This is a genomic window from Pseudomonas sp. B34(2017), from assembly GCF_002112915.1.
In the GTDB taxonomy this organism is placed as follows: domain Bacteria; phylum Pseudomonadota; class Gammaproteobacteria; order Pseudomonadales; family Pseudomonadaceae; genus Aquipseudomonas; species Aquipseudomonas pharyngis.
The window spans coordinates 657,078-680,604 of the sequence record NZ_NEJA01000004.1 but is presented as its reverse complement, the minus strand read 5'-3'; the positions used below and the strand labels follow the sequence as shown (position 1 = coordinate 680,604).

Below are 23,527 nucleotides of genomic sequence, written 5' to 3'. Positions count from 1 at the left end.
GCGCGCATTGTTGCTGAATCATCCCAAACGAATGTTCAGGCTTTGAGCGTCCCCGGTGCGGGCGGCGCTGATCAACTGTTGCCGTGACCCTGCGCTCAGTGGATTCAGCCACGTGACGACCGTGTGGCTGCGCCCCAGGCGTAATGCTTCGCAGGCCAATTGCTGAGCGCTTTGGGCGCCGCGCGGTTGTAACAGCAGGATCCGTTCGCGATTCAATCCAGCGTCCCGCAACCAGGTCTGGGTCAGGCTGGCAGGCGGTGCAATCAGGGTCAGCCAGCGTGCGTCCTGATCCTCGCTCAATTCGCGAAGAATCGGTGCCAGCAGGTTCAGACAGTTCCCGGCCGCACCGCGCAGTGACAGCTCACTGAACGCTTCGGGTTCGTTATTCCACGGACGCTCGACGACATCCTTGAGGATGGGGGCGAGCGGTTGCGCCAGAAACGCTTCGAACAACGGCAGTTGTGTTTGCTGAGGTGCGTGTGGGAACTGCATAAAGCCTCCTTTAGCGGCGGATGACGCCGACACTCAAGCCTTCGATAACCAGCTCCTGGTCTTTCAGGTTGACTTCGATAGGGGCGAACTCGGGGTTTTCGGCAATCAGCCAGACTTTACTGCCGTCACGCTTGAAGCGTTTGACGGTGACTTCATCGCCGATCCGCGCAACCACGATCTGACCGTTGCGTGCCTCGCGGGTGGTGTGAACCGCCAGCAGGTCACCATCGAAAATGCCGATGTCCTTCATGCTCATGCCATGAACGCGCAACAGATAATCGGCGCGCGGATGAAAGAAGGCCGGGTTGATGTTGCAGGACTCTTCGATGTGTTGCTGAGCGAGAATCGGCGCGCCGGCAGCCACTCGACCGATGATCGGCAGCGTGGACTCGTCGACCTTGGCTTCGAAACCTGGAATTCGAATGCCGCGAGAGGCGCCCGGAGTCATTTCGATTGCGCCTTTGCGAGCGAGCGCCTTGAGGTGCTCTTCGGCCGCGTTGGGCGACTTGAAACCCAGTTCCTGAGCGATTTCCGCACGGGTCGGCGGGTAGCCGTTGTCTTCGAGGCAGCGTTTGATAAAGGCCAGAATCTCGGCTTGGCGTGGCGTCAGCTTAAGCATATTGATCGCTCTGTCTTTTTATACAGTGACTGGGATTATATACAGTGAAGCGGTCTTGGCAATGATCGTTTTTGCCATGCCGCCGGACGGTCAGTGACGACCCTGATTAATGTGGCGTCCTTGTTGTGGTTAAATATCTGACTGACCATTCCCAAAACGAACCGGCAGGCTTGACAAGGCACAGACTGAAACGTATGTTTCAAACAAGTGTTTGTCAGGCGGAGTAGCCATGGCCCAGTCGGAAACCGTTGAACGCATTCTTGATGCTGCAGAACAGCTGTTCGCGGAAAAAGGTTTTGCTGAAACCTCATTGCGTCTGATCACCAGCAAGGCAGGGGTCAACCTCGCTGCGGTGAACTATCACTTCGGCTCGAAGAAGGCGCTGATCCAGGCGGTTTTCTCGCGCTTTCTCGGTCCGTTCTGCATCAGCCTCGACAAAGAGCTGGAGCGCCGTCAGGCCAAACCAGAGAACAAGCCTTCGCTCGAAGAGTTGCTGGAAATCCTCGTCGAGCAAGCGCTGGTGGTACAGCCACGCAGCGGCAACGATCTGTCGATCTTCATGCGTTTGCTCGGTCTGGCCTTCAGTCAGAGCCAGGGCCACTTGCGCCGTTATCTGGAAGACATGTACGGCAAGGTATTCCGCCGCTACATGCTCTTGGTTAACGAAGCTGCCCCGCGTATTCCTCCGATCGAACTGTTCTGGCGCGTGCACTTCATGCTCGGCGCTGCGGCGTTCAGCATGTCCGGGATCAAGGCCTTGCGTGCGATTGCCGAGACCGATTTCGGCGTCAACACCTCCATCGAGCAGGTGATGCGTCTGATGGTGCCGTTCCTGGCAGCCGGCATGCGTGCCGAAACCGGCGTCACCGACACGGCAATGGCCACCGCGCAGTTGCGGCCACGGAGCAAATCCGCGCCGGCACCTGCCAAGGTTTAACCCTCCATGGGTGGGCGCGGCAGCTGACATCCGCTAAGCTAGCCGCCCATGTCGACTCTCGTCCTGAACCCGTTTCTCATTGAAATCACCGACCCGCCGGGCAATGTCCCTGGTGGTGATTTCGTGGGCGACGGGTTTTTCGTTTTCAAGGAATTTCTATGACTGCTGGCCTGCAAGGCTCGTTGATGGTGGACGTCGCCGGTACCTGGCTGACGGCCGAAGATCGCCAATTGTTGCGCCAGCCCGAAGTGGGCGGCCTGATCATCTTCGCCCGCAACATCGAGCATCCGCGCCAGGTGCGCGAGCTGAGCGCGGCGATCCGTGCCATTCGTCCGGACTTGCTGCTGGCGGTGGACCAGGAGGGCGGTCGCGTCCAGCGTCTGCGTCAGGGCTTCGTCCGTTTGCCAGCCATGCGCGCCATCGCTGATAACCCGAACGCCGAGTATCTGGCCGAGCAGTGCGGCTGGATTATGGCCACCGAAGTGCTGGCGGTCGGACTCGACCTGAGCTTCGCGCCGGTGCTGGATCTGGATTACCAGCGCAGCGCCGTGGTCGGCACCCGTTCTTTCGAAGGCAATCCGGAGCGCGCCGCACTGCTCGCAGGCGCTTTCATCAAAGGCATGAGCAGCGCGGGCATGGCCGCCACCGGCAAGCATTTCCCCGGCCATGGCTGGGCGGAAGCCGACTCCCACGTCGCGATCCCCAACGACGAGCGCAGCCTCGAAGAGATCCGCGCCAACGACCTGGTGCCGTTCGCCAGACTCAGCAAGCAACTGGCCGCGGTCATGCCGGCTCACGTGATTTATCCGCAAGTCGACACACAACCTGCCGGTTTCTCCCGGCGCTGGCTGCAGGACATTCTGCGTGGCGAGTTGCAGTTCGACGGCGTGATCTTCAGCGATGACCTGTCGATGGCCGGCGCCCACGTGGTCGGCGACGCCGCCAGCCGTATCGAAGCGGCACTGAGTGCCGGTTGCGACATGGGCCTGGTGTGCAACGACCGCGCAGCTGCCGAGCTGGCCCTGAGTGCCGCGCAGCGCATGAAGGTCAAGCCGTCGCCGCGCATCGCACGCATGCGCGGTCAGGCATTCGCCAATACCGAATACCGTCAGGATCCGCGCTGGCTGACCGCTGTCGGCGCGCTCAAAGACGCTCAACTGATCGATTAAGGATTTTTTCGCTATGACGGTTTACGCAATCATCGGCGGCACCGGTCTGACCCAGCTGGAGGGCCTGAGCATTCGCCAGTCGCTGGCGGTGGATACGCCTTACGGGGCGCCATCGGCCGAAGTCCAGATTGGCGAATACGCCGGCAAGGAAGTGCTGTTCCTCGCTCGTCACGGTCACCCGCATCGCTTCCCGCCGCACAAGGTCAACTATCGCGCCAACCTGTGGGCGTTGAAGCAGGCCGGGGCCGAAGCGATCATCGCGGTCAACGCCGTGGGCGGGATTCATCCTGCAATGGGCACCGGGCATTTCTGCGTGCCGCATCAGATCGTGGACTACACCAGTGGTCGCGAGCACACCTATTTCGCCGATGATCTGGAACATGTCACACACATCGACTTCAGCTTTCCCTACAGCGAACCGCTGCGTCAGCGACTGATTGCTGCATTGGCCGCGGAAGGGTGCGAGTACAGCGATCAAGGCGTTTATGCCTGCACCCAGGGCCCGCGTCTGGAAACCGTGGCCGAGATCGTGCGACTGGAGCGTGACGGCTGCGACATCGTCGGCATGACCGGCATGCCGGAAGCGGCGCTGGCTCGCGAGCTGGATCTGGATTACGCGTGTCTGTCGCTGGTGGTGAATCCGGCGGCGGGCAAGACCACGGAAATGATCACCATGGCCGAGATCGAGCAGGCGTTGCACGACGGCATGGGCAAAGTGAAGTCGACGTTGGCGCGGGTGCTGAAGGGCTGAGTCTGGCTCGAAACCGAGTCGAGCCATTCGCGGGCAAGCCCGCTCCCACAGGTTAAGCGCTATCTCTGTGGGAGCGGGCTTGCCCGCGAATCGATCTGGTAGACGACAAAGACTTCAGCGCTTGTCGAATTTGTCCGGCAGCGGCGCAAACAGCGCCTCGATATCATCACTCTGCAATTTCCAGTCCCCGGCCTTGCGCCCATCCAGCACGCCGGCCGCCAGGTCGGATTTTTCCCGCTGCAAGTGTTGAATCTTCTCCTCGACCGTGCCCCGGGCAATCATCTTGTAGACGAATACCGGCTTCTCCTGGCCAATGCGATACGCGCGGTCGGTTGCCTGATTCTCGGTCGCCGGGTTCCACCACGGATCGTAGTGAATCACCGTGTCCGCTTCCGTCAGGTTCAGGCCCACACCGCCGGCCTTCAGGCTGATGAGAAAGATCTGACGCTTGCCGCTCTGGAATTCCTTCACCGGTGTGCGCCGATCACGGGTCTGTCCCGTCAACAGCGCATAGGCGACGTTGCGTTTTTTCAGTTCATCCTCGATCAGTGACAGCATCGAAGTGAACTGCGAGAACAGCAGAATCCGCCGGCCTTCCTCAAACAACTCCTCGAGCATTTCCATCAGGCTGTCGAGCTTGCCTGATGTGCTGCCGCGAGCGGGCAGGGTGGCGTCATTGACCAGGCGCAAATCGCAACAGACCTGACGCAGCTTGAGCAGCGCCTCGAGAATGATGATCTGACTGCGCGCCACGCCTTTACGGGTGATTTCGTCGCGAACCTTTTTATCCATGGCCAGGCGCATGGTTTCGTACACGTCGCGCTGCGCTTCGTTGAGCTCGACCCAATGAATGATTTCGGTTTTCGGCGGCAGCTCGGTCGCAACCTGCTCCTTGGTGCGGCGCAGCAGGAACGGTTTGATCCGACCGTTGAGGTGCTGAAGTCTGACTTCGCTGGCGCGTTTTTCAATCGGCACGCGGTAATCGGCGTTGAAGCTTTTGACGTCGCCGAGCCAGCCGGGCAGCAAGAAGTGAAACAGTGACCACAGTTCACCCAGATGGTTTTCCAGCGGCGTCCCGCTCAGACATAGGCGCTGACGCGCATTGAGTTCACGGGCAGCCTGGGCGGCTTTGCTGTTCGGGTTCTTGATGTACTGCGCCTCATCCAGCACCAGCACGTGCAGCGGCTGCTGGGCCAGACGTTCGACATCCTTGGGCAGCAGCGCATAAGTGGTGAGGATCAGATCGTAATCGGCCAGATGCTCGAAGTGCTTTTTACGACTGGCGCCGTACAGCGCGACAACCTTGAGCTGTGGCGTGAAGTGCGCCGCTTCGTCGAGCCAGTTGGGAATCAGGCTGGTAGGCATTACCACCATGCTCGGGCGATCCAGGCGTCCGGCGTTCTTCTCGCTGAGAATGTGCGCCAATGTCTGTAGGGTTTTGCCCAAGCCCATGTCGTCCGCGAGAATCCCGCCGACCTCAAGTTGCCGCAGCGACTGCATCCAGCTCAAGCCTTCGAGCTGATAAGGACGCAGCGTCGCATTCAGCCCCTTCGGTGCTTTGGCGCTGTAATCGCGGATGTCGCGCAAGCGCTGGGCGAAGCTGCGAATCTGCTCGCCACCCTCCCAGAGCAGGGGAATGCCTTCCAGTGAATTCAGGCGCGTGGCGTCGGCCTTGCTCAGGCGCAGGGTGGTTTCGCCCGGCTCCTGCATATAAAACTCGCCAAGGGTCGCCAGCACCGGCTTCAGCCGGCCGAGGGGCAGGGCGACTTGCAATGGCCCGTGCTCGCTGTTGCGTTGCGGGATGTTCACCAGAATCAGTTCATCATCGCGACGGCGGGCGAGACGTTCCGGGTTGAGGATTTCCGTGTGCGAACGCATCAGGTTGAGCAGGATCGGCAGCAGGCTCAGGCGCTCACCGTTGACGATGATCCCCAGCTCCAGATCGAACCAGTCGCGTTCCGGCGTCTGCTCGACGGTGGCGTACCAGTCGTCCACGGCAGTCAGGTCGAAACCGAACTCATCATCGACCAGCAGCTCCCAGCCCTGAGTGCGCAGCTTCGGCAGATCGTTGAGGGTGAACGTCAGCCAGGCGCTGTCGTTGACCATCTCGTAGAGTTCTCCGGCGCTTTCCGGCAGGGCTTTGCTCTGCCGGGTGGCGATGCGGAAACCGAGAATTCGCAACTGCTCGCGGTAGCTTTGCTCGACGTCCGGATGGCGCTTGACCCGCAGGGTCTGCGCTTCCTGGCGAATCAGAATGTCGCTGTTCTTCTGGCCGCTGACGTATTCGTCGAGGTAACTGAAGGACAGCGCCGCGCGATGCTGGATATAACGCTGCATTTTGCCGTTACGCGGTTCGAATGCGCTGAACTCGACGCTGGCCAGCCACAGACGCGGCACCGGTTGCACGTTGTCCACCAGCACTTGCGGCGGCGCTTTCGGGCTGCGGTTTTCCAGTACGGCCTGGAGTTTTTCCAGCAGTTCGGCGTCTTTGGCGGCGGCGGGGTATTCGAGGGTTTCCTGCACTTGCAGCAACACCGCCGCGCAATGTTTGCAGTTGCTGTGTACCGGGCAGGTGCAGGTGGCGTCGACCATCAGCAGCGTGCCTTTGGCCGACTCGCGCAGATGAATCGTCTGACGGTACACATTACCGCCAGAACCTTCGCAGCTGGCGGTAATGGTCGCGTCGCCGACCTGCACGAATCGCACCCGGTTTTCCAGGGCATAGCGGCGGCCACGCTCCAGGCTTTGTTCCTTGAACCGACTGACCCAGGAGGAGGCCAGCGGTTTACTCAGAGGCGGGGACATAAGGACTTCAGTCAGTCCGGAATGGCTTCAGGCGCTTCCCGAGGCGCGGGCGCCGTCAGTGAAGTGATCTTGATCAGCAGGGCCAGGTGGCCGTTATCGAGGTAGTTGAGTTGGCCATTTTTGGTATGGCTGTCCTGTTTCAGACGCTCGCTGGCGGTGACCATGCCGTTGGCGTCGATCTGGTTGACCCAGAAATCGGCGTTCACATCGGTGAAGCGCCCGAGCTTCATTTCAATCGTGCCTTCGATCGGGAACTGGCCGAACTGCTCCTGACCTTCGCTGACCGCCACTTTGGCAGGCGTTTCGCCCAGCGTCTGCTGCCAGGCTTTGTGCATCAGCACGCTGTACTCGCCGCTGGCGGTGAGTTTGGTCACAACGTCGTTCAGCGCCGGCGTGCGTTTGCTGTCATCGCCCAGCCGCTGGGCGCCTGCCGCCCAGTCTTCCGGTGCGGCGCGGCTGATAATCGCCGGTACAGCGTTCTGGCGTACCAGAATCATTTCGACCTGATACAGGTCATCGGCAAACGCCGTCGGTGCTACCAGAGTCAGTAGCAAGGTCAATGAGCGAAACAGGCGCATGCGGCGTCCTTCAAGCAGTTTTCGGGATGAGGCGCTCGAACAGCGCCTCCACAGTATTAAAGCGCTCTTCCGGGCGCTCCATCGGCACCTGGAACTTGAACATCGTGGCGCCTTCGAATTTGTAGCGTTTTGGCTGACTCTGGATCAGTTTGATCAGGGTCATCGGGTCGACCGGCGTCTGCGCCGCGAACTCGATGCGTCCGCCTTGCGGGCCGCCATCGACTTTCTTGATGCCCAGCTGTTCGGCCCGCAATTTCAGCGCCGTGATGCGTACCAGATTCTTGGTCGGCTCTGGCAGCAGACCAAAACGGTCGATCATCTCGACTTGCAGATCCTTCAGGCCTTCCTCGTCGGTGGCCGAAGCGATGCGCTTGTACAGGATCAGGCGGGCGTGCACGTCCGGCAGATAATCTTCCGGAATCAGCGCCGGCACCCGCAGGTTGACTTCCGGGCCACCGCCGAGCGGCTGGTCGAGGTTCGGCTGTTCACCCTTGCGGATCGACTTCACCGCGCGCTCCAGCATTTCCATGTACAGCGTGAAGCCGACAGCCTGAATCTGCCCGCTCTGACCGTCGCCCAGCAGTTCGCCGGCTCCACGGATTTCCAGGTCGTTGGTGGCCAGCACGAAGCCCGCACCCAGATCCTGAGTATTGGCAATCGCCTCCAGGCGTTTTTCCGCATCGCCGGTGATTTGCTGGCGTGGCGGGGTCAGCAAGTAGGCGTAAGCCTGGTGGTGACTACGACCAACGCGACCGCGCAACTGGTGCAACTGCGCCAGGCCGAACTTGTCGGCACGCTCGATGATGATGGTGTTGGCGCTCGGCACGTCGATGCCGGTCTCGATGATGGTCGAGGCGATCAGCACGTTGAAGCGCTTGTGGTAGAAGTCGCTCATCACCTGTTCGAGTTCGCGTTCGCGCATCTGCCCGTGGCCGATGCCGATCCGCGCTTCCGGCACCAGTTCGGCCAGTTCGGCGGCGCACTTCTCGATGGTCTTCACGTCGTTGTGCAGGTAGTAAACCTGTCCACCGCGCAGCAGCTCACGCAGCAAGGCCTCTTTGACCGTGCTCTTGTTCTGCTCCATGACGAAGGTGCGCACCGACAGGCGTCGCGCCGGCGGCGTGGCGATGATCGACAGGTCGCGCATGCCCGACACCGCCATGTTCAGCGTGCGCGGAATCGGCGTGGCGGTCAGCGTAAGAATGTCGACCTCGCTGCGCAGAGCCTTGAGCTGTTCCTTCTGACGGACACCGAAACGGTGCTCTTCGTCGATGATCACCAGCCCGAGGTTTTTGATCTTGATGTCGTCCTGCAGCAACTTGTGGGTGCCGATGACGATGTCGATGTTGCCCTCGGCCAGTTCGGCCACCGCAGCGTTCACTTCCTTGGCCGACTTGAAACGGCTCATCACTTCCACGGTCACCGGCCAGTCGGCGAAGCGGTCGCGGAAGCTGTTGTAATGCTGCTGGGCGAGCAGGGTGGTCGGCACCAGGATCGCCACTTGCTTGCCGCCGTGCACGGCGATGAACGCGGCGCGCATGGCGACTTCGGTCTTGCCGAAACCCACATCGCCGCAGACCAGTCGATCCATCGGTTTCGGCGAAAGCATGTCCTCGCGCACGGCCTCGATGGTGGATTGCTGATCCGGGGTTTCTTCGAACGGGAAACCGGCGCTGAAGGTCGCGTAATCGGCCTTCGGGTCGGCGAACGCATAACCTTCGCGGGCGGCGCGGCGGGCGTAGATGTCGAGCAGTTCGGCAGCCACGTCGCGCACTTGCTCGGCGGCCTTGCGCTTGGCTTTCTGCCAGGTCTCGGAGCCGAGGCGGTGCAGCGGGGCCAGTGCGTCGTCGCTGCCGGTGTAACGGGCGATCAAATGCAGGTTGGCCACCGGCACGTAGAGCTTGGCGTTCTCGGCGTATTCGAGGGTCAGGAATTCGGCGGCCTGATTGTCGATTTCCAGAATCGTCAGGCCGAGATAACGACCGACGCCGTGGTCGATGTGCACCACCGGCGCGCCTTCGCGCAGCTCGGTGAGGTTCTTGATCACTGCATCGTTGTTGGCGTCGGCGCGTTTTTCGCGGCGGCGACGCTGCATCACGCGCTGGCCGAACAGCGGACTTTCCGCAACCAGTGCCAGCGCCGGGTCGTCCAGCATCAGGCCTTCGTCGAGCGGGGCAATGGTGATCGCCAGGCGATCCTTGCTCGCGACGAAGTCCGGCCAGCTGTCGACGGTTTTCGGTCGCAGCTTCAGGCGATCCAGCAACTCCAGCAGCACTTCGCGACGGCCCGCGGATTCGGCAGTGAACAGCACGCGTCCCGGGAACTCGTCGAGGAATGCCGAAAGTGCGGCTAACGGCTGGGTAGCCTTGGCTTCGATAGCCAGATTCGGCAATGCCTGCGCCGGGAAGCGCTCGCGGCCGACGCCAGTTTCCACGTCCTGCTGGCTGGCGACCACGCGCGGCCAGTTCTTCAGGCGGGCGAAGCAGTCTTCCACCGGCAGGAACAGTTCGGCCGGCGGCAATAAAGGACGGGATGGATCGACGCGGCGCTCTTCATAACGGTTGCGCACATCGTTCCAGAAGTTTTCCGCCGCCTGCTCGATGCCCGGCAGCGAGAACACTTGAGTGTCCTGTGGCAGGTAATCGAACAGGGTTGAGGTTTCTTCGAAGAACAGCGGCAGGTAGTACTCGATACCGGCCGGCGTGATGCCGCTGCTCAGGTCCTGGAAGATCGGGCAGCGACGGAAGTCGACGTCGAAGCGCTCGCGAAAACGCGCCTTGAAGCGAGTGACCGCGTCTTTCTGCAGCGGGAATTCCTTGGCCGGCAGCAGCTTGACCGAATCGACTTTGTCGATGGAGCGCTGATTTTCCGGATCGAAGGTGCGCAGGGTTTCGATTTCGTCGTCGAACAGATCGATGCGATAAGGCAGTTTGCTGCCCATCGGGAACAGGTCGATCAGTGCCCCACGTACGGTGAACTCGCCGTGCTCGTAGACCGTGTCGACGTAGCGATAGCCACTGGCTTCGAGCCGTGAGCGCATCTGCTCGACATCGAGTTTCTGCCCGACATCCAGCACCAGGCTGCTGCCGAGCAGGAATTTGGTCGGCGCCAGACGGTGCAGGGCGGTGGTGATCGGCACCACCAGCACGCCATGTTCCAGCTCCGGCAGCCTATAAAGGCTGGCAATACGCTGGGAAATGATGTCCTGGTGCGGCGAAAACAGATCGTAGGGCAGGGTTTCCCAGTCGGGGAAATGCAGCACCGGCAAATCCGGGGCGAAGAAACTCAGCTCCTGCTCCAGCCGTTCGGCACTCTGGCTGTCGGCGGTCAAAAGCAGCGTGAAGCGCTTGGCAGCGCTGGCAGCCTCGGCAATCGCCAGGCTCAGGGCGGCACCGGGGAGGTTGCCCCAGTGCTGTTTACCTGCCGCAGCAGGGAGAAGCGGTAGACGCAGAACAGGCACGGAAGGTTGAGCTCCAGGCGTTGCGACAAAGTCGGTAATTGTAGCGGCGTCCGGTGCCGCCTGTCAGTTGCAGGATGCGTCTATCTGCACCGTTTGGGAAAAATGTAGTGGTAACCATAAAAACCAGCGCTTTTTTTACGGTTATGTAGTGCCAAAAGTCGGTGGTGTTACGGAGGGTTACAGACATCGTCTAACAGTCGTCGAAAAACTGACTGCGCTGGAAGCCCCGTATTTACTGGGCTGGCGGAGGGCGTTATTTTTTTGAACGGATTTTTGTTACCGATTGCGCGACAGGCGCGCATTGCTACAAGAGGTTCTCGGCGGCATAATGTAGCCCCTTTTTTCTGCCCCTACATGTGGAAGGTTACCGTGACTCAGAAGCCCGACCAGTGTCTTGGTGAATGGATCGACCGTGAAGCACTCGCAGAAGCGATGATTCCGCTTATCGGTCAGCTCTACCGCAACAACAACGTGGTGAGCTCGATCTATGGCCGCAGCCTGATCAACCAGTCTGTCATCGCGATTCTCAAAGCTCACCGCTTTGCTCGCCACCGTTCTGCCGACGACAGCGAACTCTCCGTCCACGAAACATTCCCACTGCTCAAGGCCATGAGCGAGCTCAAGCTCGGCGCGGCCTCGGTAGATCTGGGCAAGCTGGCGTACAAATTCCGCAACGAAGGCAACGGCCGCACCGCCGAGCAGTTCGTGCGTGAAGAAATGGCTGACGTGGTAGGCCAGCAAAACGCTTCGGCCCGCAAAGGCACCGACGTTGTGCTGTACGGCTTCGGTCGTATCGGCCGTCTGCTGGCGCGTATCCTGATCGAGAAAACCGGTGGCGGCGACGGCCTGCGTCTGCGTGCCATCGTGGTGCGCAAGGGCGCCGAAAACGACCTGACCAAACGCGCCAGCCTGCTGCGTCGCGATTCGGTACACGGTTCGTTCAACGGCACCATCACCATCGACGAAGAAAACAACACCATCACCGCCAACGGCAACCTGATCCAGGTTATCTACGCGAAGAACCCTACCGAAGTGGACTACACTCAGTACGGCATCAAAGATGCGCTGCTGGTGGACAACACCGGCGTATGGCGTGATGCCGATGGTCTGGGCCAGCACCTGGCGTGCCCGGGTATCGACCGCGTTGTTCTGACCGCGCCTGGCAAGGGCAAGCTGAAGAACATCGTTCACGGTATCAACCACAACGAAATCACTGCTGACGACAAGATCGTGTCCGCCGCTTCCTGCACCACCAACGCCATCGTGCCGGTGCTGAAAGCCGTGAATGACAAGTTCGGCATCATCAACGGTCACGTCGAAACCGTTCACTCGTACACCAACGACCAGAACCTGATCGACAACTTCCACAAGGGCGATCGCCGTGGCCGTAGCGCCGCGCTGAACATGGTCATCACCGAGACCGGTGCTGCCACCGCTGCTGCCAAGGCCCTGCCTGAGCTGGCCGGCAAGCTGACCGGTAACGCGATCCGCGTTCCGACGCCGAACGTGTCCATGGCCATTCTCAACCTGAACCTTGAGAAAGCCGCCTCCCGTGAAGAGATGAACGAGTACCTGCGCTACATGGCGCTGCACTCCGATCTGCACAAGCAAATCGACTTCGTCAACTCGCAGGAAGTGGTTTCGACCGACTTCGTGGGCTCGCGTCACGCCGGTGTGGTCGATGCTGAAGCGACCATCGTTCAGGACAACCGCGTTGTTCTGTACGTCTGGTACGACAACGAGTTCGGCTACAGCTGCCAGGTGGTTCGCGTGATGGAAGACATGGCCGGTGTAAACCCGCCAGCGTTCCCGCGCTAAGCCTTAGCTGCAAATGAAAACGCCCCGACTCTGGTCGGGGCGTTTTTGTTTGCGCGCGATTTGCTTCAGCGGGGGATGGCGGCTTGGGCCGTGCGCAGTTCGTGCCTGTTGCCACGGAACAGCACCAGCGTGGCGATCAGGCCCAATACGGCTGCGCCGCTGAGCCAGATCCCCGGCGCCGCCTTGTTGTCCAGTATATGGATCAGATAAGTGCAGGCCGCCGGCGTAAATCCGCCGAAGGTTGCGGTCGCCAAGCTGTAGGCCAACGAGAAACCGGTGGTACGAACTTCTACCGGCATGATTTCGGTGAGTGCCACTACCATTGCCCCGTTGTACGAGCCGTACAGGAACGACAGCCACAACTCGACGATCAGCAAATGGCTGAAGCTCGGGTTCGCCACCAGCCACGACAGCGCCGGGTAAGCGGTCAGGATCGCCAGAATCGTCGCCGCCAGCAGTAGGGGTTTACGACCTACCTTGTCAGACACCGCGCCCATCACCGGCAACCAGAAGAAGTTCGACAGGCCGATGCACACGGTCACCAGCAACGCATCGAAGTCCGATAGGTGCAATTCCGCCTTGCCGAAGGTCGGTGTGTAGGCAGTGATCAGGTAGAACGACACCGTTGTCATGACCACCAGCGCCATGCCAGCGATGACGATGCCAAAGTTCTGACCGATCGAACGGATGATTTCCTGCAGAGTAGGGCGATGTTTGCGCGCCTGGAACTCCGGGGTTTCCTCCAGCGAGCGGCGGATGACAAAAATCACCGGGACGATCATGCAGCCGATCAGGAACGGCACGCGCCAGCCCCAGTCGCCCATCTGTTCCGGGCTCAGCCAATGGTTGAGACCGACACCGAGCAGGCCGGCGAATACCACCGCCGCTTGCTGGCTGGCGGACTGCCAGCTGACGAAAAAGCCCTTGCGGCCCGGCGTGGCGATTTCCGCCAGATACACCGACACCCCGCCCAGTTCCACGCCGGCCGAGAAACCTTGCAGCAATCGGCCGAACAGCACGATCAGCGGCGCGGCAACCCCAAGGGTGGCGTAGCCCGGCACGCAGGCAATCAGCACGGTGCCGGCCGCCATCATGGCCAGCGTGATGATCAGGCCCTGGCGCCGGCCATGTCGGTCGATGTAGGCGCCGAGAAAAATCGCCCCCAGCGGGCGCATCAGGAAGCCGGCGCCAAACGTGGCCAAGGAAAGCATCAGGGACGCGAAGGCGCTGTCGGTGGGAAAGAAGGTCTTGGCAATGGCCGTGGCATAGAAGCCGTAGACCATAAAGTCGAACATCTCGAGAAAGTTGCCGCTGACAACGCGAAAAATCGCCTTGCCTTTGCCGGTCGTGGAAGACATGGGTAGGTACTCGCTCTAAATCTTGTAAGAAAGCGTTGCGCTCGTAGCCCATAATGGCCGGCGCGGTTTTGCGGGGAGATGAAGAATTGTTAACTGGACGCTGGGTGGTTCTCGTGCTGCTGACCGGTTTTTTGTCCGGCTGCGGCAACGGTGATTCCCTGGAGACTTTCGGTGGCCCGACGATGGGCAGCACCTATTCGATCAAGTATGTGCGCCACGCCGATCTGCCTGCGCCGCAGGAGGTGCGTGTCGAAGTGGAAAAAATCCTCGCGGGCGTCGACCGGCAGATGTCGACTTACCGCGCAGACTCCGACATCTCGCGCTTCAATGCATTGCCGGCTGATCGCTGTCAGGTCATGCCCGCGCCGATCCTTGAATTGGTCCGCGTGGGCGAGCAGCTGTCGCGACAAAGCGAAGGCTCCTACGACCTCACCGTCGAACCGCTGATGAATCTGTGGGGGTTCGGCCCGCAGGGGCGTGAAGAAAAAGTCCCGGATACGGCAGCGCTGGCCGAGGTGCGACAGCGGGTCGGTCATCAGCACCTGCGCATCGACGGTGACCAGTTGTGCAAGGACGCGGCGGTCGAGGTGGATTTCAACAGCATCGCAGCCGGTTACGCGGTCGACACCATTGCTGCGCGGCTCCAGGCTCTGGGCATACATGATTACCTTGCCGAAGCCACTGGCGAACTCAAGGCGTCCGGCAGGAAACCCGACGGTTCGCCATGGCGTATCGCACTGGAAGAGCCGCGCGACGATCAGCAGGTTGCAGAGCGCGTCATCAATGTCGATGGCTACGGTCTCTCCACTTCGGGCGACTACCGCAACTATTTTCAACAGGATGGCCGGCGTTATTCCCACACCTTCGATGCCTGGACCGGTGCGCCGGTCCTACATGATCTGGCGTCGGTCACGGTAATTCATCCTTCAGCGCTGATGGCCGATGGACTATCGACGCTGTTGCTGATTCTCGGGCCTGAAAGGGCTTGGGACTATGCCGAAAAACACGACATTGGTGCATTCTTTGTGATTCGTGCCGATACAGGTTTCGTCACACGCACCAGTCACGCGTTCGAACGGCTCAATGGCGCAAAAGTTGACTGAGAACAGTACGAAAGCTGGCGTTGTAGTGCAGGCAAAAGTAGCCTACGACGCGACCAAGGGTTAATGTGCGCGGCGTTGACGCTTCTATAGACTGTGTCCGGGTTTTCTACTGGCCCCCAATTGTTCCTTCGCGCCGTCGTTCGGCGTGATTTAGCCGCCGGTGCTGCTGGCACCGCGGCCTGTTCTGAGGAGTACGCATGGCTGTCTACAACTACGACGTGGTGGTGCTGGGTTCCGGCCCGGCGGGAGAAGGCGCGGCAATGAACGCCGCCAAAGCAGGGCGCAAGGTGGCGATGGTCGACAGCCGTCGTCAGGTCGGCGGCAACTGCACCCACCTGGGCACCATCCCGTCCAAGGCCCTGCGTCACTCGGTGCGGCAGATCATGCAGTTCAACACCAATCCGATGTTCCGTGCGATCGGCGAGCCGCGCTGGTTCTCCTTCCCGGATGTGTTGAAAAGCGCCGAGAAAGTCATTTCCAAACAAGTCGCTTCGCGTACCGGCTACTACGCCCGTAACCGCGTCGACGTGTTTTTCGGCACCGGCAGCTTCGCCGACGAGCAAACCATCGAAGTGGTCTGCGCCAACGGCGTGGTCGAGAAACTGGTGGCCAAGCACATCATCATCGCCACCGGTTCGCGTCCTTATCGCCCGGCGGACATCGATTTCCACCACCCGCGTATCTACGATAGCGACACCATCCTCAGCCTCGGCCACACCCCGCGCAAACTGATCGTTTACGGCGCCGGCGTGATCGGTTGCGAATACGCTTCGATCTTCAGCGGTCTGGGCGTGCTGGTCGAACTGGTGGACAACCGCGGTCAGTTGCTGAGCTTCCTCGACTCGGAAATCTCCCAGGCGTTGAGCTACCACTTCAGCAACAACAACATCACCGTGCGTCACAACGAAGAATATGACCGCGTCGAAGGCGTGGACAACGGCGTGGTCCTGCACCTGAAGTCCGGCAAGAAGATCAAGGCCGACGCCTTGCTCTGGTGCAACGGCCGTACCGGCAACACCGATCAGTTGGGTCTGGAAAACATCGGGGTCAAGGTCAACAGCCGTGGCCAGATCGAAGTCGACGAGAACTACCGCACCTGCGTGCAGAATATCTACGGCGCCGGTGACGTGATCGGCTGGCCGAGCCTGGCCAGTGCCGCCCACGACCAGGGCCGCTCGGCCGCTGGCAGCATCGTCGACAATGGCAGCTGGCGTTTCGTGAATGACGTGCCGACCGGTATCTACACCATTCCGGAGATCAGCTCGATCGGCAAGAACGAGCAGGAACTGACCCAGGCCAAGGTGCCGTACGAAGTGGGCAAGGCGTTCTTCAAGAGCATGGCGCGTGCACAGATCGCCGGCGAGCCGCAAGGCATGCTGAAGATCCTGTTCCACCGTGAAACCCTCGAAGTGCTGGGCGTTCACTGCTTCGGTTATCAGGCGTCGGAGATCGTGCACATCGGTCAGGCGATCATGAACCAGCCGGGCGAACTGAATACCCTGAAGTACTTCGTCAACACGACGTTCAACTACCCGACCATGGCCGAAGCCTATCGGGTAGCGGCGTACGACGGCCTCAACCGGCTTTTTTGACGGGCTCCGGCCGGTGGCCTGAGCCGGCCGGGGAGACCGATTTCAGCAATTCCCGAGGGTGGCAGTGGCCAAACCGGGAAAGTCTGTAATCAGGCTGTCAACGCCGAAGTCAGCGAGTCTGCGCATCAGCGCAGGCTCGTTGACGGTCCACACCGACACATGCAGCCCCTGACGCTGCGCCTTTTGCAGGCGTTCCGGCGTACACAGCGTCCAGTTCAACGCCAGAATCTCGCAGCCGTAACTTTGCGCGACCTTCAACGGGTCGAGCCAGGCGTACTCGGCCACCAGGCCGCGCGATACGTCGGGCACCAGATCCAGTGCAGCCTTCAAGACTTCCCGCGAGCTCGAGGTGATCGTCACCTTGTCGAGCAGCCCGTGTCTGACTGCCATTTCACGGATCGCCAGCACGGTGGTCGCGGCGCGGGTGCGAGAAGCGCTTTTGACTTCCAGCTGCCAATGCTCGAAATCACACTTTTCGAACAGTTCTTCCAGCGTTGGAATCGGGCACGGCTTGATCCAGCCCGGGCCGCCCTTGCGCGCGTCGTAGGTCACCAGATCGGCGGCGGTGTGTTCGACCACCTTGCCGCGCCGGTCGGTGGTGCGCTTGAGGGTCGGGTCGTGGATGACCATCAGCTCGCCGTCCTTGGACAGGTGCAGGTCCAGCTCGCAACGGCGTACGCCGTGCTTGAGACATTCCTGAAAACTGCTCAGGGTGTTTTCCGGTGCTTCGCCCTTGGCGCCGCGGTGGCCGTAGATAAGGGTCACGGTTCTTCCTTAATTTAGATGCCTGATTCGTTCTGTTCGCGGGCCAGACGTCGTTCCTGGGCCTGCTTCTGCAAGATATAGCGGGCGAGCAACTGGCGCTGGGCGTCAGTCAGGTGTTCGAACTCGGTACCGACGTCGTAGCCGTCGCCCTTGCGGTCGCAATGGGTCACGCGGGCGCGCAGCAACAGGCCGAGGGCCTGGGGCATCAGCACCAGTTTCACCGAGAGGTGGGCGCCGGTAGCGATCGGGGTCGGGTGCTGAAAGTCGATGCCGCCCTCGGAGATGATCACCGGTTGCGGCTCGCCGATATGGCCGAGCACGGTCAGGGCGACCACCTGACTGAGCAGGTCGATGCGTTTGTTCTGGGATTTCAGGAACGCCGCGATGGCGCGGTCGCGTTCGCTGATCTGGCGCAGCAGGTGCTGCGACTCGAATTCGCTCAGGTGCAATTCGCTGAGCAGGTTGAACAGTGGAGAAGCATCCTGCAACACTTCCTGGCCTGCGGCTTCGGGAGCGGACAGGGGCCGAATTTCCAGTGCGATCGTGTCCTCGATACGGTAGTATTCGCGGCGATCTTCTTCATCTAATGTCGACATGGCGAACCCATGGTAGCGGCGGTGGTCTGAGTGTAAAGCTGGTTATCGACCCCCGCCACAAGGACGTTCCTTTTCCCTCCGAACAAGCCCCGACATGTTCAGACCTCTCTTCGTATTTATCGGCACGCGTTATACCCGTGCAAAGCGTCGCAATCATTTTGTGTCATTCATTTCCCTGACTTCGATGATCGGGCTCGCCCTTGGCGTGGTCGTGATGATCGTGGTGCTTTCGGTAATGAACGGCTTCGATCATGAGATGCGCACCCGCGTGCTGGGCATGGTGCCCCACGCGACCATCGAGTCCGGTGAAGCCATCAACGACTGGCCGAGCCTGGCCGCCAAGGTCAAGCAGAACCCGCAGGTGGCGGCCGTCGCGCCGTTCACCCAGATGCAGGGGTTGCTGACCAACAACGGCCAGGTGTCCAAGGTGTTGCTCAATGCCATCGACCCGGCGCTGGAGCGCAACGTCTCGATCATCGACAACTTCATGAAGCAGGGCAAACTTGACGATCTGACGCCGGGCAGCTTCGGCATCGTGATCGGCGACAAGGCCGCGACCAAGCTCGGCGTGGGCCTCGGTGACAAGATCACCTTCGTCGCACCGGAGGTCAGCGTGACCCCGGCCGGGATGTTCCCGCGCATGAAGCGCTTCACCGTGGTCGGCATCTTCCATGTCGGCGCCGGTGAACTGGACGGCTATCTGGGCGTGACCAACCTGCAGGATCTGGCGAAGATGCACCGCTGGAAGCCTGATCAGGTGCAGGGCCTGCGACTGAAGTTCGACGATCTGTTCCAGGCCCCGCGTGAGGCGTGGAACATCGCCCAGCGCCTCGGCGAAGACCGTTACTACGCCCGCGACTGGACCCGTACCCACGGCAACCTGTATCAGGCGATCCGCATGGAAAAAGCCATGATCGGCCTGCTGTTGCTGCTGATCGTCGCCGTGGCCGCGTTCAACATCATTTCCACGCTGGTGATGGTGGTCAATGACAAGAAGGGCGATATCGCCATTCTGCGCACACTGGGCGCCACACCGGGCACGATCATGCGCACGTTCATGGTGCAGGGCACTGTGATCGGCGTGGTCGGCACGGCCATCGGCGCCGTGGTCGGGATCTTCGCCGCGCTCAACGTCAGCGCCGCGATTTCGGCCCTCGAAGGCGTGATCGGACACAAATTCCTCAACGCCGACGTGTATTTCATCGATTACCTGCCGTCGCAGGTGCAGAGCCAGGACGTGGTCATGGTCTGCGCCGCTGCGTTGGTCCTGAGTTTCCTCGCCACCCTGTATCCTGCCTGGCGTGCCGCGCGCACCCAGCCGGCGGAGGCGCTACGTTATGAGTGAGTCGGGCATGAGTGAAAAAGCAATCTTGAGCTGCCGCAACCTGGGCAAATCCTACGAGGAAGGCCCGGAGTCGGTGGAAGTGCTGGCCAACCTGCAACTGGAGCTGCATCCAGGTGAGCGGGTGGCGATCGTCGGCAAATCCGGTTCGGGCAAAAGTACCTTGCTCAACCTGCTGGGCGGTCTCGACACGCCGACCAAGGGCGGTGTCTGGCTCGACGGTGAAGAACTGTCGGCGCTGAGCGAGAAGAAGCGTGGCCTGCTGCGTAACCGCGCCCTCGGGTTCGTGTACCAGTTCCACCACCTGCTGCCGGAATTCACCGCGCTGGAAAACGTCTGCATGCCGCTGCTGATCGGCAAGACCGCGATCCCGGAAGCACGTCAGCGTGCCACGGCGTTGCTGGAACGGGTCGGCCTGGGTCATCGCCTGGAACACAAACCGGCGGAGCTGTCCGGTGGTGAACGCCAGCGCGTGGCCATCGCCCGTGCGCTGGTGAACAATCCAGGGCTGGTGATGCTCGACGAGCCGACCGGCAACCTCGACTCCCACACCGCCGAAGGCATTCAGGATCTGATGCTGGAACTCAGCACGTCGATGCGCACGGCGTTTCTGGTGGTGACTCACGACATGAACCTGGCTCGCCAGATGGACCGCGTCCTGCAACTGCAGGAAGGTTGCCTGACCCCCATCTGACGGCTTGAAACCCGATGTCTGAAAAGGCGTCGGGTCTTTTATTTTTATACGGTGCCCCAGCGAATGTTCAGACCGTTATCGATCTTTATCGGCACGCGCTATACCCGCGCCAAGCGCCGCAATCGCTTTGTTTCGTTCATTTCGATGACCTCGATGATCGGCCTCGCCCTCGGCGTGCTGGCGATGATCGTGGTGCTGTCGGTGATGAACGGCTTCCAGCGCGAAATGAGCTCGCGCATCCTCGGCATGGTGCCCCACGCGACCATCGTCGGCGTCAAGCCGATCGACGACTGGCAGCCAGTGGCCACCGCCGCGATGAAGAATCCCGAAGTCACTGCCGCTGTGCCGTTCACCGAGATGGAAGGCATGCTGTCCTACAAGGGCATGATGCAGCCGATCCAGATCAGCGGCGTCGACCCGGCCCAGGAAGGCAAGGTGTCGATCGTTGCCCAGCACATTGTTCAGGGCCGTCTCGATGCCTTGAAACCGGGTGAATTCGGCGTAGTGCTGGGTGAAATCACTGCCCGGCGTTTCCGTCTCAACGTCGGCGACAAGATTACCCTGATCGTGCCGGAAGTCAGCACCGCACCGGGCGGCATCACCCCGCGCATGCAGCGTCTGAACGTGGTCGGCGTGTTCAAGGTCGGTGCCGAACTCGACGGTTCCATGGGCCTGATCCACGTCTCCGACGCCGCGACCATGCAGCACTGGGAGCCGAATCAGGTGCAGAGCGTGCGTCTGGCGGTGAAGGATCTGTACGCCGCGCCGAAGGTTTCCTCGGACATTGCCAGCGGCCTCGGCGCCGATTTCAAGGCTGACGACTGGACCCACACCCAGGGCAGCCTGTTCAGCGCGATGAAGATGGAAAAAACCATGATCGGCCTGTTGCTGCTGATGATCGTCGCGGTGGCGGCGTTCAACATCATCGCGACCCTGATCATGGTGGTGAACGACAAAGGCGCGGACATCGCGATCCTGCGCACCATCGGCGCCACACCCCGGCAGATCATGGCGATATTCATGGTGCAGGGCACGGTGATCGGCATCGTCGGCACCATCATTGGTGGCGTGCTGGGTGTGATTGCGGCGCTGAACGTCAGTGAGATGGTGGGCTGGGTCGAGCGGGTGACCGGGCAGCACATCTTCAGTTCGGACGTGTATTTCGTCAGCAACCTGCCATCGGAATTGCAGGGCGGCGACGTGCTGCTGATCTGTTCGGCGGGCTTCATCCTCAGCTTCCTGGCCACCGTTTACCCGGCGTGGCGAGCGGCGAAGATCGAACCGGCGCACGCGTTGCGTTATTCCTAAGCATCCTGATGCTCGTTCCCACGCTCCGCGTGGGAATGCATCAACGGACGCTCCGCGTTCGGCTCTTTAGGGCGCAGAGCGCCCCGGGCTGCATTCCCACGCAGAGCGTGGGAACGATCAGCTTCGAGGCAACTCAATCACAAACCGCGTCCAGCCCTGAGCCGATTCGCAATGAATCTGCCCGCCATGAGCGCGGATGATCGACTGAGTAATCGCCAGCCCCAATCCCGCATGCTCGCTGCTGCCTTCCTGGCGCGCCGGGTCCGCACGGTAGAAACGGTCAAACAAACGCGGCAACAAGTCCGCAGAAATCCCCTCGCCACTGTTCTCCACGGTCACCCTCATGGATTTCGCCTGCTCGGTGACCCGAATGCGCACCTCGCCGTTTGCAGGGGTAAAGCGCAACGCGTTATCCAGCAGATTCGATAGCGCCCGGCGCAACATCGCGCGATCCCCCTCAAGCTGCCCCGCACCGTCGCGGCTCAGGCCGACCTGAGCGTCTTCGGCCAGCGGCGCAAAAAACTCCAGCAACGCATCGGCTTCTTCCGCCAGCTCCAGCGGTTCACGCTTGGGCACCAGCAAACCGTGGTCAGCCTTGGCCAGATAAAGCATGTCGTTGACCAGTTGCGCCATCCATTGCAGCTCTTCAAGGTTGCTGTGCAATGCCTCGCGATAGTCTTCGAGGGGGCGAGGGCGGGTCAGGGTGACCTGGGTGTGGGTCAGCAGATTGGAAAGTGGTGTGCGTAGCTCATGGGCGATGTCGGCGGAGAACGCTGACAGCCGCTGAAAAGAATCGTCGAGGCGTCCGAGCATGGCGTTGAAGCTGTGGGCCAATTCCGCGAGTTCTGCAGGCATCCGCGCTTCCGGCAATCGGGCATTCAGCGATTGCGCCGAAATCCCACGGGCCACGGCACTCATGCGGCGTAGCGGACGAAGACCGCTGCGGGCAGCCCAGGCGCCGAGCAACGCGGTGGCCAGCGCCGAGAGGCCGACGGTCAGCCAGATCAGATGCTGCATGCGTTGCAGGAAGTGCTGGTGGTGGGTGATGTCCAGCAGCAAGGTCAACTGCGGTGAATCGGGTTTTCCCGGTTCAAGCGCGGCGTTGAGCAGGCGATAGTCCGTGCCGTTGTCGTTGATGGTGGCCAGACCGGGTTGCTGCGGCAGGTTTGCCGGGGCGTGCAACGAGCGCCCAAACCAGCGCTGGCCCTCAGGGCCGCTGACGCGCAACGTGATATCGCCCTGTTGGCTCAACTCATCGGTGATGTGCGCGGCGTCGCTGCCACTCAGCAGCGTCTGACGTACGCTGAGCAGTTTTCCTTCGAGCAGTTGCTGGTCGAGCTCGATGAAGTGGCCTTCGCTGGCCCGATTGAAAACGACCCCGGCGACCAGCGAAACCACGGCGGTGCAGCCGGCGAACAGCAGCGCCAGCCGACCGCTCAAGGACAGTCGGCGCATCAGTCGGCACGCTCTTCAAGGACGTAACCCATGCCGCGCACCGTGTGAATCAGCTTGTGGGGGAAGTCGTCATCGATCTTCAGGCGCAGTCGACGAATCGCCACTTCGATCACATTGGTGTCGCTGTCAAAGTTCATGTCCCAGACCTGTGAGGCGATCAGCGATTTGGGCAGCACTTCGCCCTGGCGGCGCAGGAGCATCTCCAGCAGAGCGAACTCTTTGGCCGTAAGGTCGATGCGTTGACCGCTGCGCTCGACCCGGCGGCGAATCAGATCCAGGCTCAGGTCGGCCAGGCGCAGACTGGTTTCCTGGGGCGTGGAACTGCCGCGACGCAACAGGCTGCGCACCCGGGCCAGCAGTTCGGAGAAGGCGAACGGTTTGACCAGATAATCGTCGGCGCCCAGTTCGAGGCCGTGAACCCGGTCTTCCACGGTGTCCTTGGCGGTCAAAAACAGGATCGGCGTTTCCAGACCGGCGCTGCGCACCGCTTGCAGGATCTGCCAGCCATTGCGACCGGGCAGCATTACGTCGAGGATCAGCAGCGCATAGTCGCCGCTCAACGCCAATTGCTGGCCGGTGGTGCCGTCGGCCACCAGTTCGGTGTTGAAACCGGCCTCGGTCAGGCCCTGGCGCAGGTACTGGCCGGTTTTGGGTTGGTCTTCGACGATCAGCAGTTTCATGGGCG

General features: G+C 61.1%; 19 protein-coding genes. 9 read left to right on the top strand and 10 right to left on the bottom strand.

All coding sequences use genetic code 11. The features are described 5' to 3' along the window. Positions 1–18 precede the first annotated feature (18 nt). Together sulA and lexA are read right to left on the bottom strand one after the other, a co-directional pair. Positions 19–492: an SOS-induced cell division inhibitor SulA gene (sulA, locus tag CAF80_RS16525; protein WP_039772796.1), complete on the bottom strand. Its 474-nt coding sequence runs from the start codon at positions 490–492 to the stop codon at positions 19–21. Positions 493–502: 10 nt separating this feature from the next. Beyond that, on the bottom strand, positions 503–1,111 hold the full coding sequence (lexA, locus tag CAF80_RS16520; protein WP_007953044.1) for a transcriptional repressor LexA: 609 nt from the start codon (positions 1,109–1,111) through the stop codon (positions 503–505). Positions 1,112–1,340: 229 nt separating this feature from the next. Here lexA and CAF80_RS16515 point away from each other — a divergent pair, with 229 nt between their 5' ends. From CAF80_RS16515 to CAF80_RS16505, 3 genes are all read left to right on the top strand, one after another. Continuing rightward, on the top strand, positions 1,341–2,048 hold the full coding sequence (locus tag CAF80_RS16515; protein ID WP_007953037.1) for a TetR/AcrR family transcriptional regulator: 708 nt from the start codon (positions 1,341–1,343) through the stop codon (positions 2,046–2,048). 170 nt (positions 2,049–2,218) lie between these two features. Next, positions 2,219–3,217, top strand: a complete 999-nt coding sequence (gene nagZ, locus CAF80_RS16510) for a beta-N-acetylhexosaminidase (protein ID WP_170844907.1) — start codon at positions 2,219–2,221, stop codon at positions 3,215–3,217. A gap of 13 nt (positions 3,218–3,230) precedes the next feature. Next, complete coding sequence (locus CAF80_RS16505; RefSeq protein WP_085667449.1) at positions 3,231–3,968, top strand: S-methyl-5'-thioinosine phosphorylase; 738 nt, start codon at positions 3,231–3,233, stop codon at positions 3,966–3,968. 114 nt (positions 3,969–4,082) lie between these two features. Here CAF80_RS16505 and CAF80_RS16500 read toward each other — a convergent pair whose 3' ends face one another. Genes CAF80_RS16500 through mfd form a run of 3 tightly spaced genes read right to left on the bottom strand, consistent with a single transcriptional unit; the run spans position 4,083 to position 10,811 of the window. After that, positions 4,083–6,773, bottom strand: coding sequence for a DEAD/DEAH box helicase (locus tag CAF80_RS16500; RefSeq protein WP_085667450.1), 2,691 nt, complete (start codon positions 6,771–6,773; stop codon positions 4,083–4,085). A gap of 11 nt (positions 6,774–6,784) precedes the next feature. Beyond that, entirely contained in the window at positions 6,785–7,351 is a 567-nt protein-coding gene (locus CAF80_RS16495) for a CsiV family protein (RefSeq protein ID WP_085667451.1), read from the bottom strand. A gap of 10 nt (positions 7,352–7,361) precedes the next feature. Next, positions 7,362–10,811, bottom strand: a complete 3,450-nt coding sequence (gene mfd / locus CAF80_RS16490; RefSeq protein ID WP_085667452.1) for a transcription-repair coupling factor — start codon at positions 10,809–10,811, stop codon at positions 7,362–7,364. Positions 10,812–11,165: 354 nt separating this feature from the next. Here mfd and CAF80_RS16485 point away from each other — a divergent pair, with 354 nt between their 5' ends. After that, complete coding sequence (locus tag CAF80_RS16485; RefSeq protein ID WP_039772791.1) at positions 11,166–12,629, top strand: glyceraldehyde-3-phosphate dehydrogenase; 1,464 nt, start codon at positions 11,166–11,168, stop codon at positions 12,627–12,629. Between the two features lie 65 nt (positions 12,630–12,694). Here the strand turns inward: CAF80_RS16485 and CAF80_RS16480 are convergent, their stop codons facing one another. Next, entirely contained in the window at positions 12,695–13,987 is a 1,293-nt protein-coding gene (locus tag CAF80_RS16480) for an MFS transporter (RefSeq protein ID WP_085667453.1), read from the bottom strand. Between the two features lie 53 nt (positions 13,988–14,040). Between CAF80_RS16480 and CAF80_RS16475 the strand changes: the two genes are divergently transcribed. Next, on the top strand, positions 14,041–15,090 hold the full coding sequence (locus CAF80_RS16475; protein ID WP_085667454.1) for an FAD:protein FMN transferase: 1,050 nt from the start codon (positions 14,041–14,043) through the stop codon (positions 15,088–15,090). A 197-nt stretch (positions 15,091–15,287) separates the two neighbouring features. Then, positions 15,288–16,682: a Si-specific NAD(P)(+) transhydrogenase gene (sthA, locus tag CAF80_RS16470; RefSeq protein WP_039772789.1), complete on the top strand. Its 1,395-nt coding sequence runs from the start codon at positions 15,288–15,290 to the stop codon at positions 16,680–16,682. Between the two features lie 42 nt (positions 16,683–16,724). Here sthA and CAF80_RS16465 read toward each other — a convergent pair whose 3' ends face one another. Both CAF80_RS16465 and CAF80_RS16460 read right to left on the bottom strand, forming a co-directional pair. Continuing rightward, positions 16,725–17,447, bottom strand: coding sequence for a glycerophosphodiester phosphodiesterase (locus CAF80_RS16465; protein ID WP_007953017.1), 723 nt, complete (start codon positions 17,445–17,447; stop codon positions 16,725–16,727). 14 nt (positions 17,448–17,461) lie between these two features. Then, positions 17,462–18,043: a PilZ domain-containing protein gene (locus CAF80_RS16460; protein WP_039772787.1), complete on the bottom strand. Its 582-nt coding sequence runs from the start codon at positions 18,041–18,043 to the stop codon at positions 17,462–17,464. Between the two features lie 94 nt (positions 18,044–18,137). On the opposite strand from CAF80_RS16460, the gene CAF80_RS16455 reads away from it, so the two are divergent. From CAF80_RS16455 to CAF80_RS16445, 3 genes are all read left to right on the top strand, one after another. Next, the gene (locus CAF80_RS16455) at positions 18,138–19,388 is read left to right on the top strand and encodes a lipoprotein-releasing ABC transporter permease subunit (protein ID WP_039772786.1); all 1,251 of its coding nucleotides are present in this window, start codon (positions 18,138–18,140) and stop codon (positions 19,386–19,388) included. Between the two features lie 7 nt (positions 19,389–19,395). Continuing rightward, complete coding sequence (gene lolD / locus CAF80_RS16450; protein ID WP_162831788.1) at positions 19,396–20,079, top strand: lipoprotein-releasing ABC transporter ATP-binding protein LolD; 684 nt, start codon at positions 19,396–19,398, stop codon at positions 20,077–20,079. Positions 20,080–20,142: 63 nt separating this feature from the next. After that, positions 20,143–21,387, top strand: a complete 1,245-nt coding sequence (locus tag CAF80_RS16445; protein WP_039772785.1) for a lipoprotein-releasing ABC transporter permease subunit — start codon at positions 20,143–20,145, stop codon at positions 21,385–21,387. Between the two features lie 117 nt (positions 21,388–21,504). Here the strand turns inward: CAF80_RS16445 and CAF80_RS16440 are convergent, their stop codons facing one another. After that, positions 21,505–22,842 (bottom strand): heavy metal sensor histidine kinase, encoded by a 1,338-nt coding sequence (locus CAF80_RS16440; protein WP_085667455.1) that lies wholly within the window; start codon positions 22,840–22,842, stop codon positions 21,505–21,507. Continuing rightward, positions 22,842–23,522, bottom strand: coding sequence for a heavy metal response regulator transcription factor (locus tag CAF80_RS16435; RefSeq protein WP_007951608.1), 681 nt, complete (start codon positions 23,520–23,522; stop codon positions 22,842–22,844). The genes CAF80_RS16440 and CAF80_RS16435 overlap by 1 nt, the downstream gene beginning before the upstream one ends. Positions 23,523–23,527: the final 5 nt, after the last annotated feature.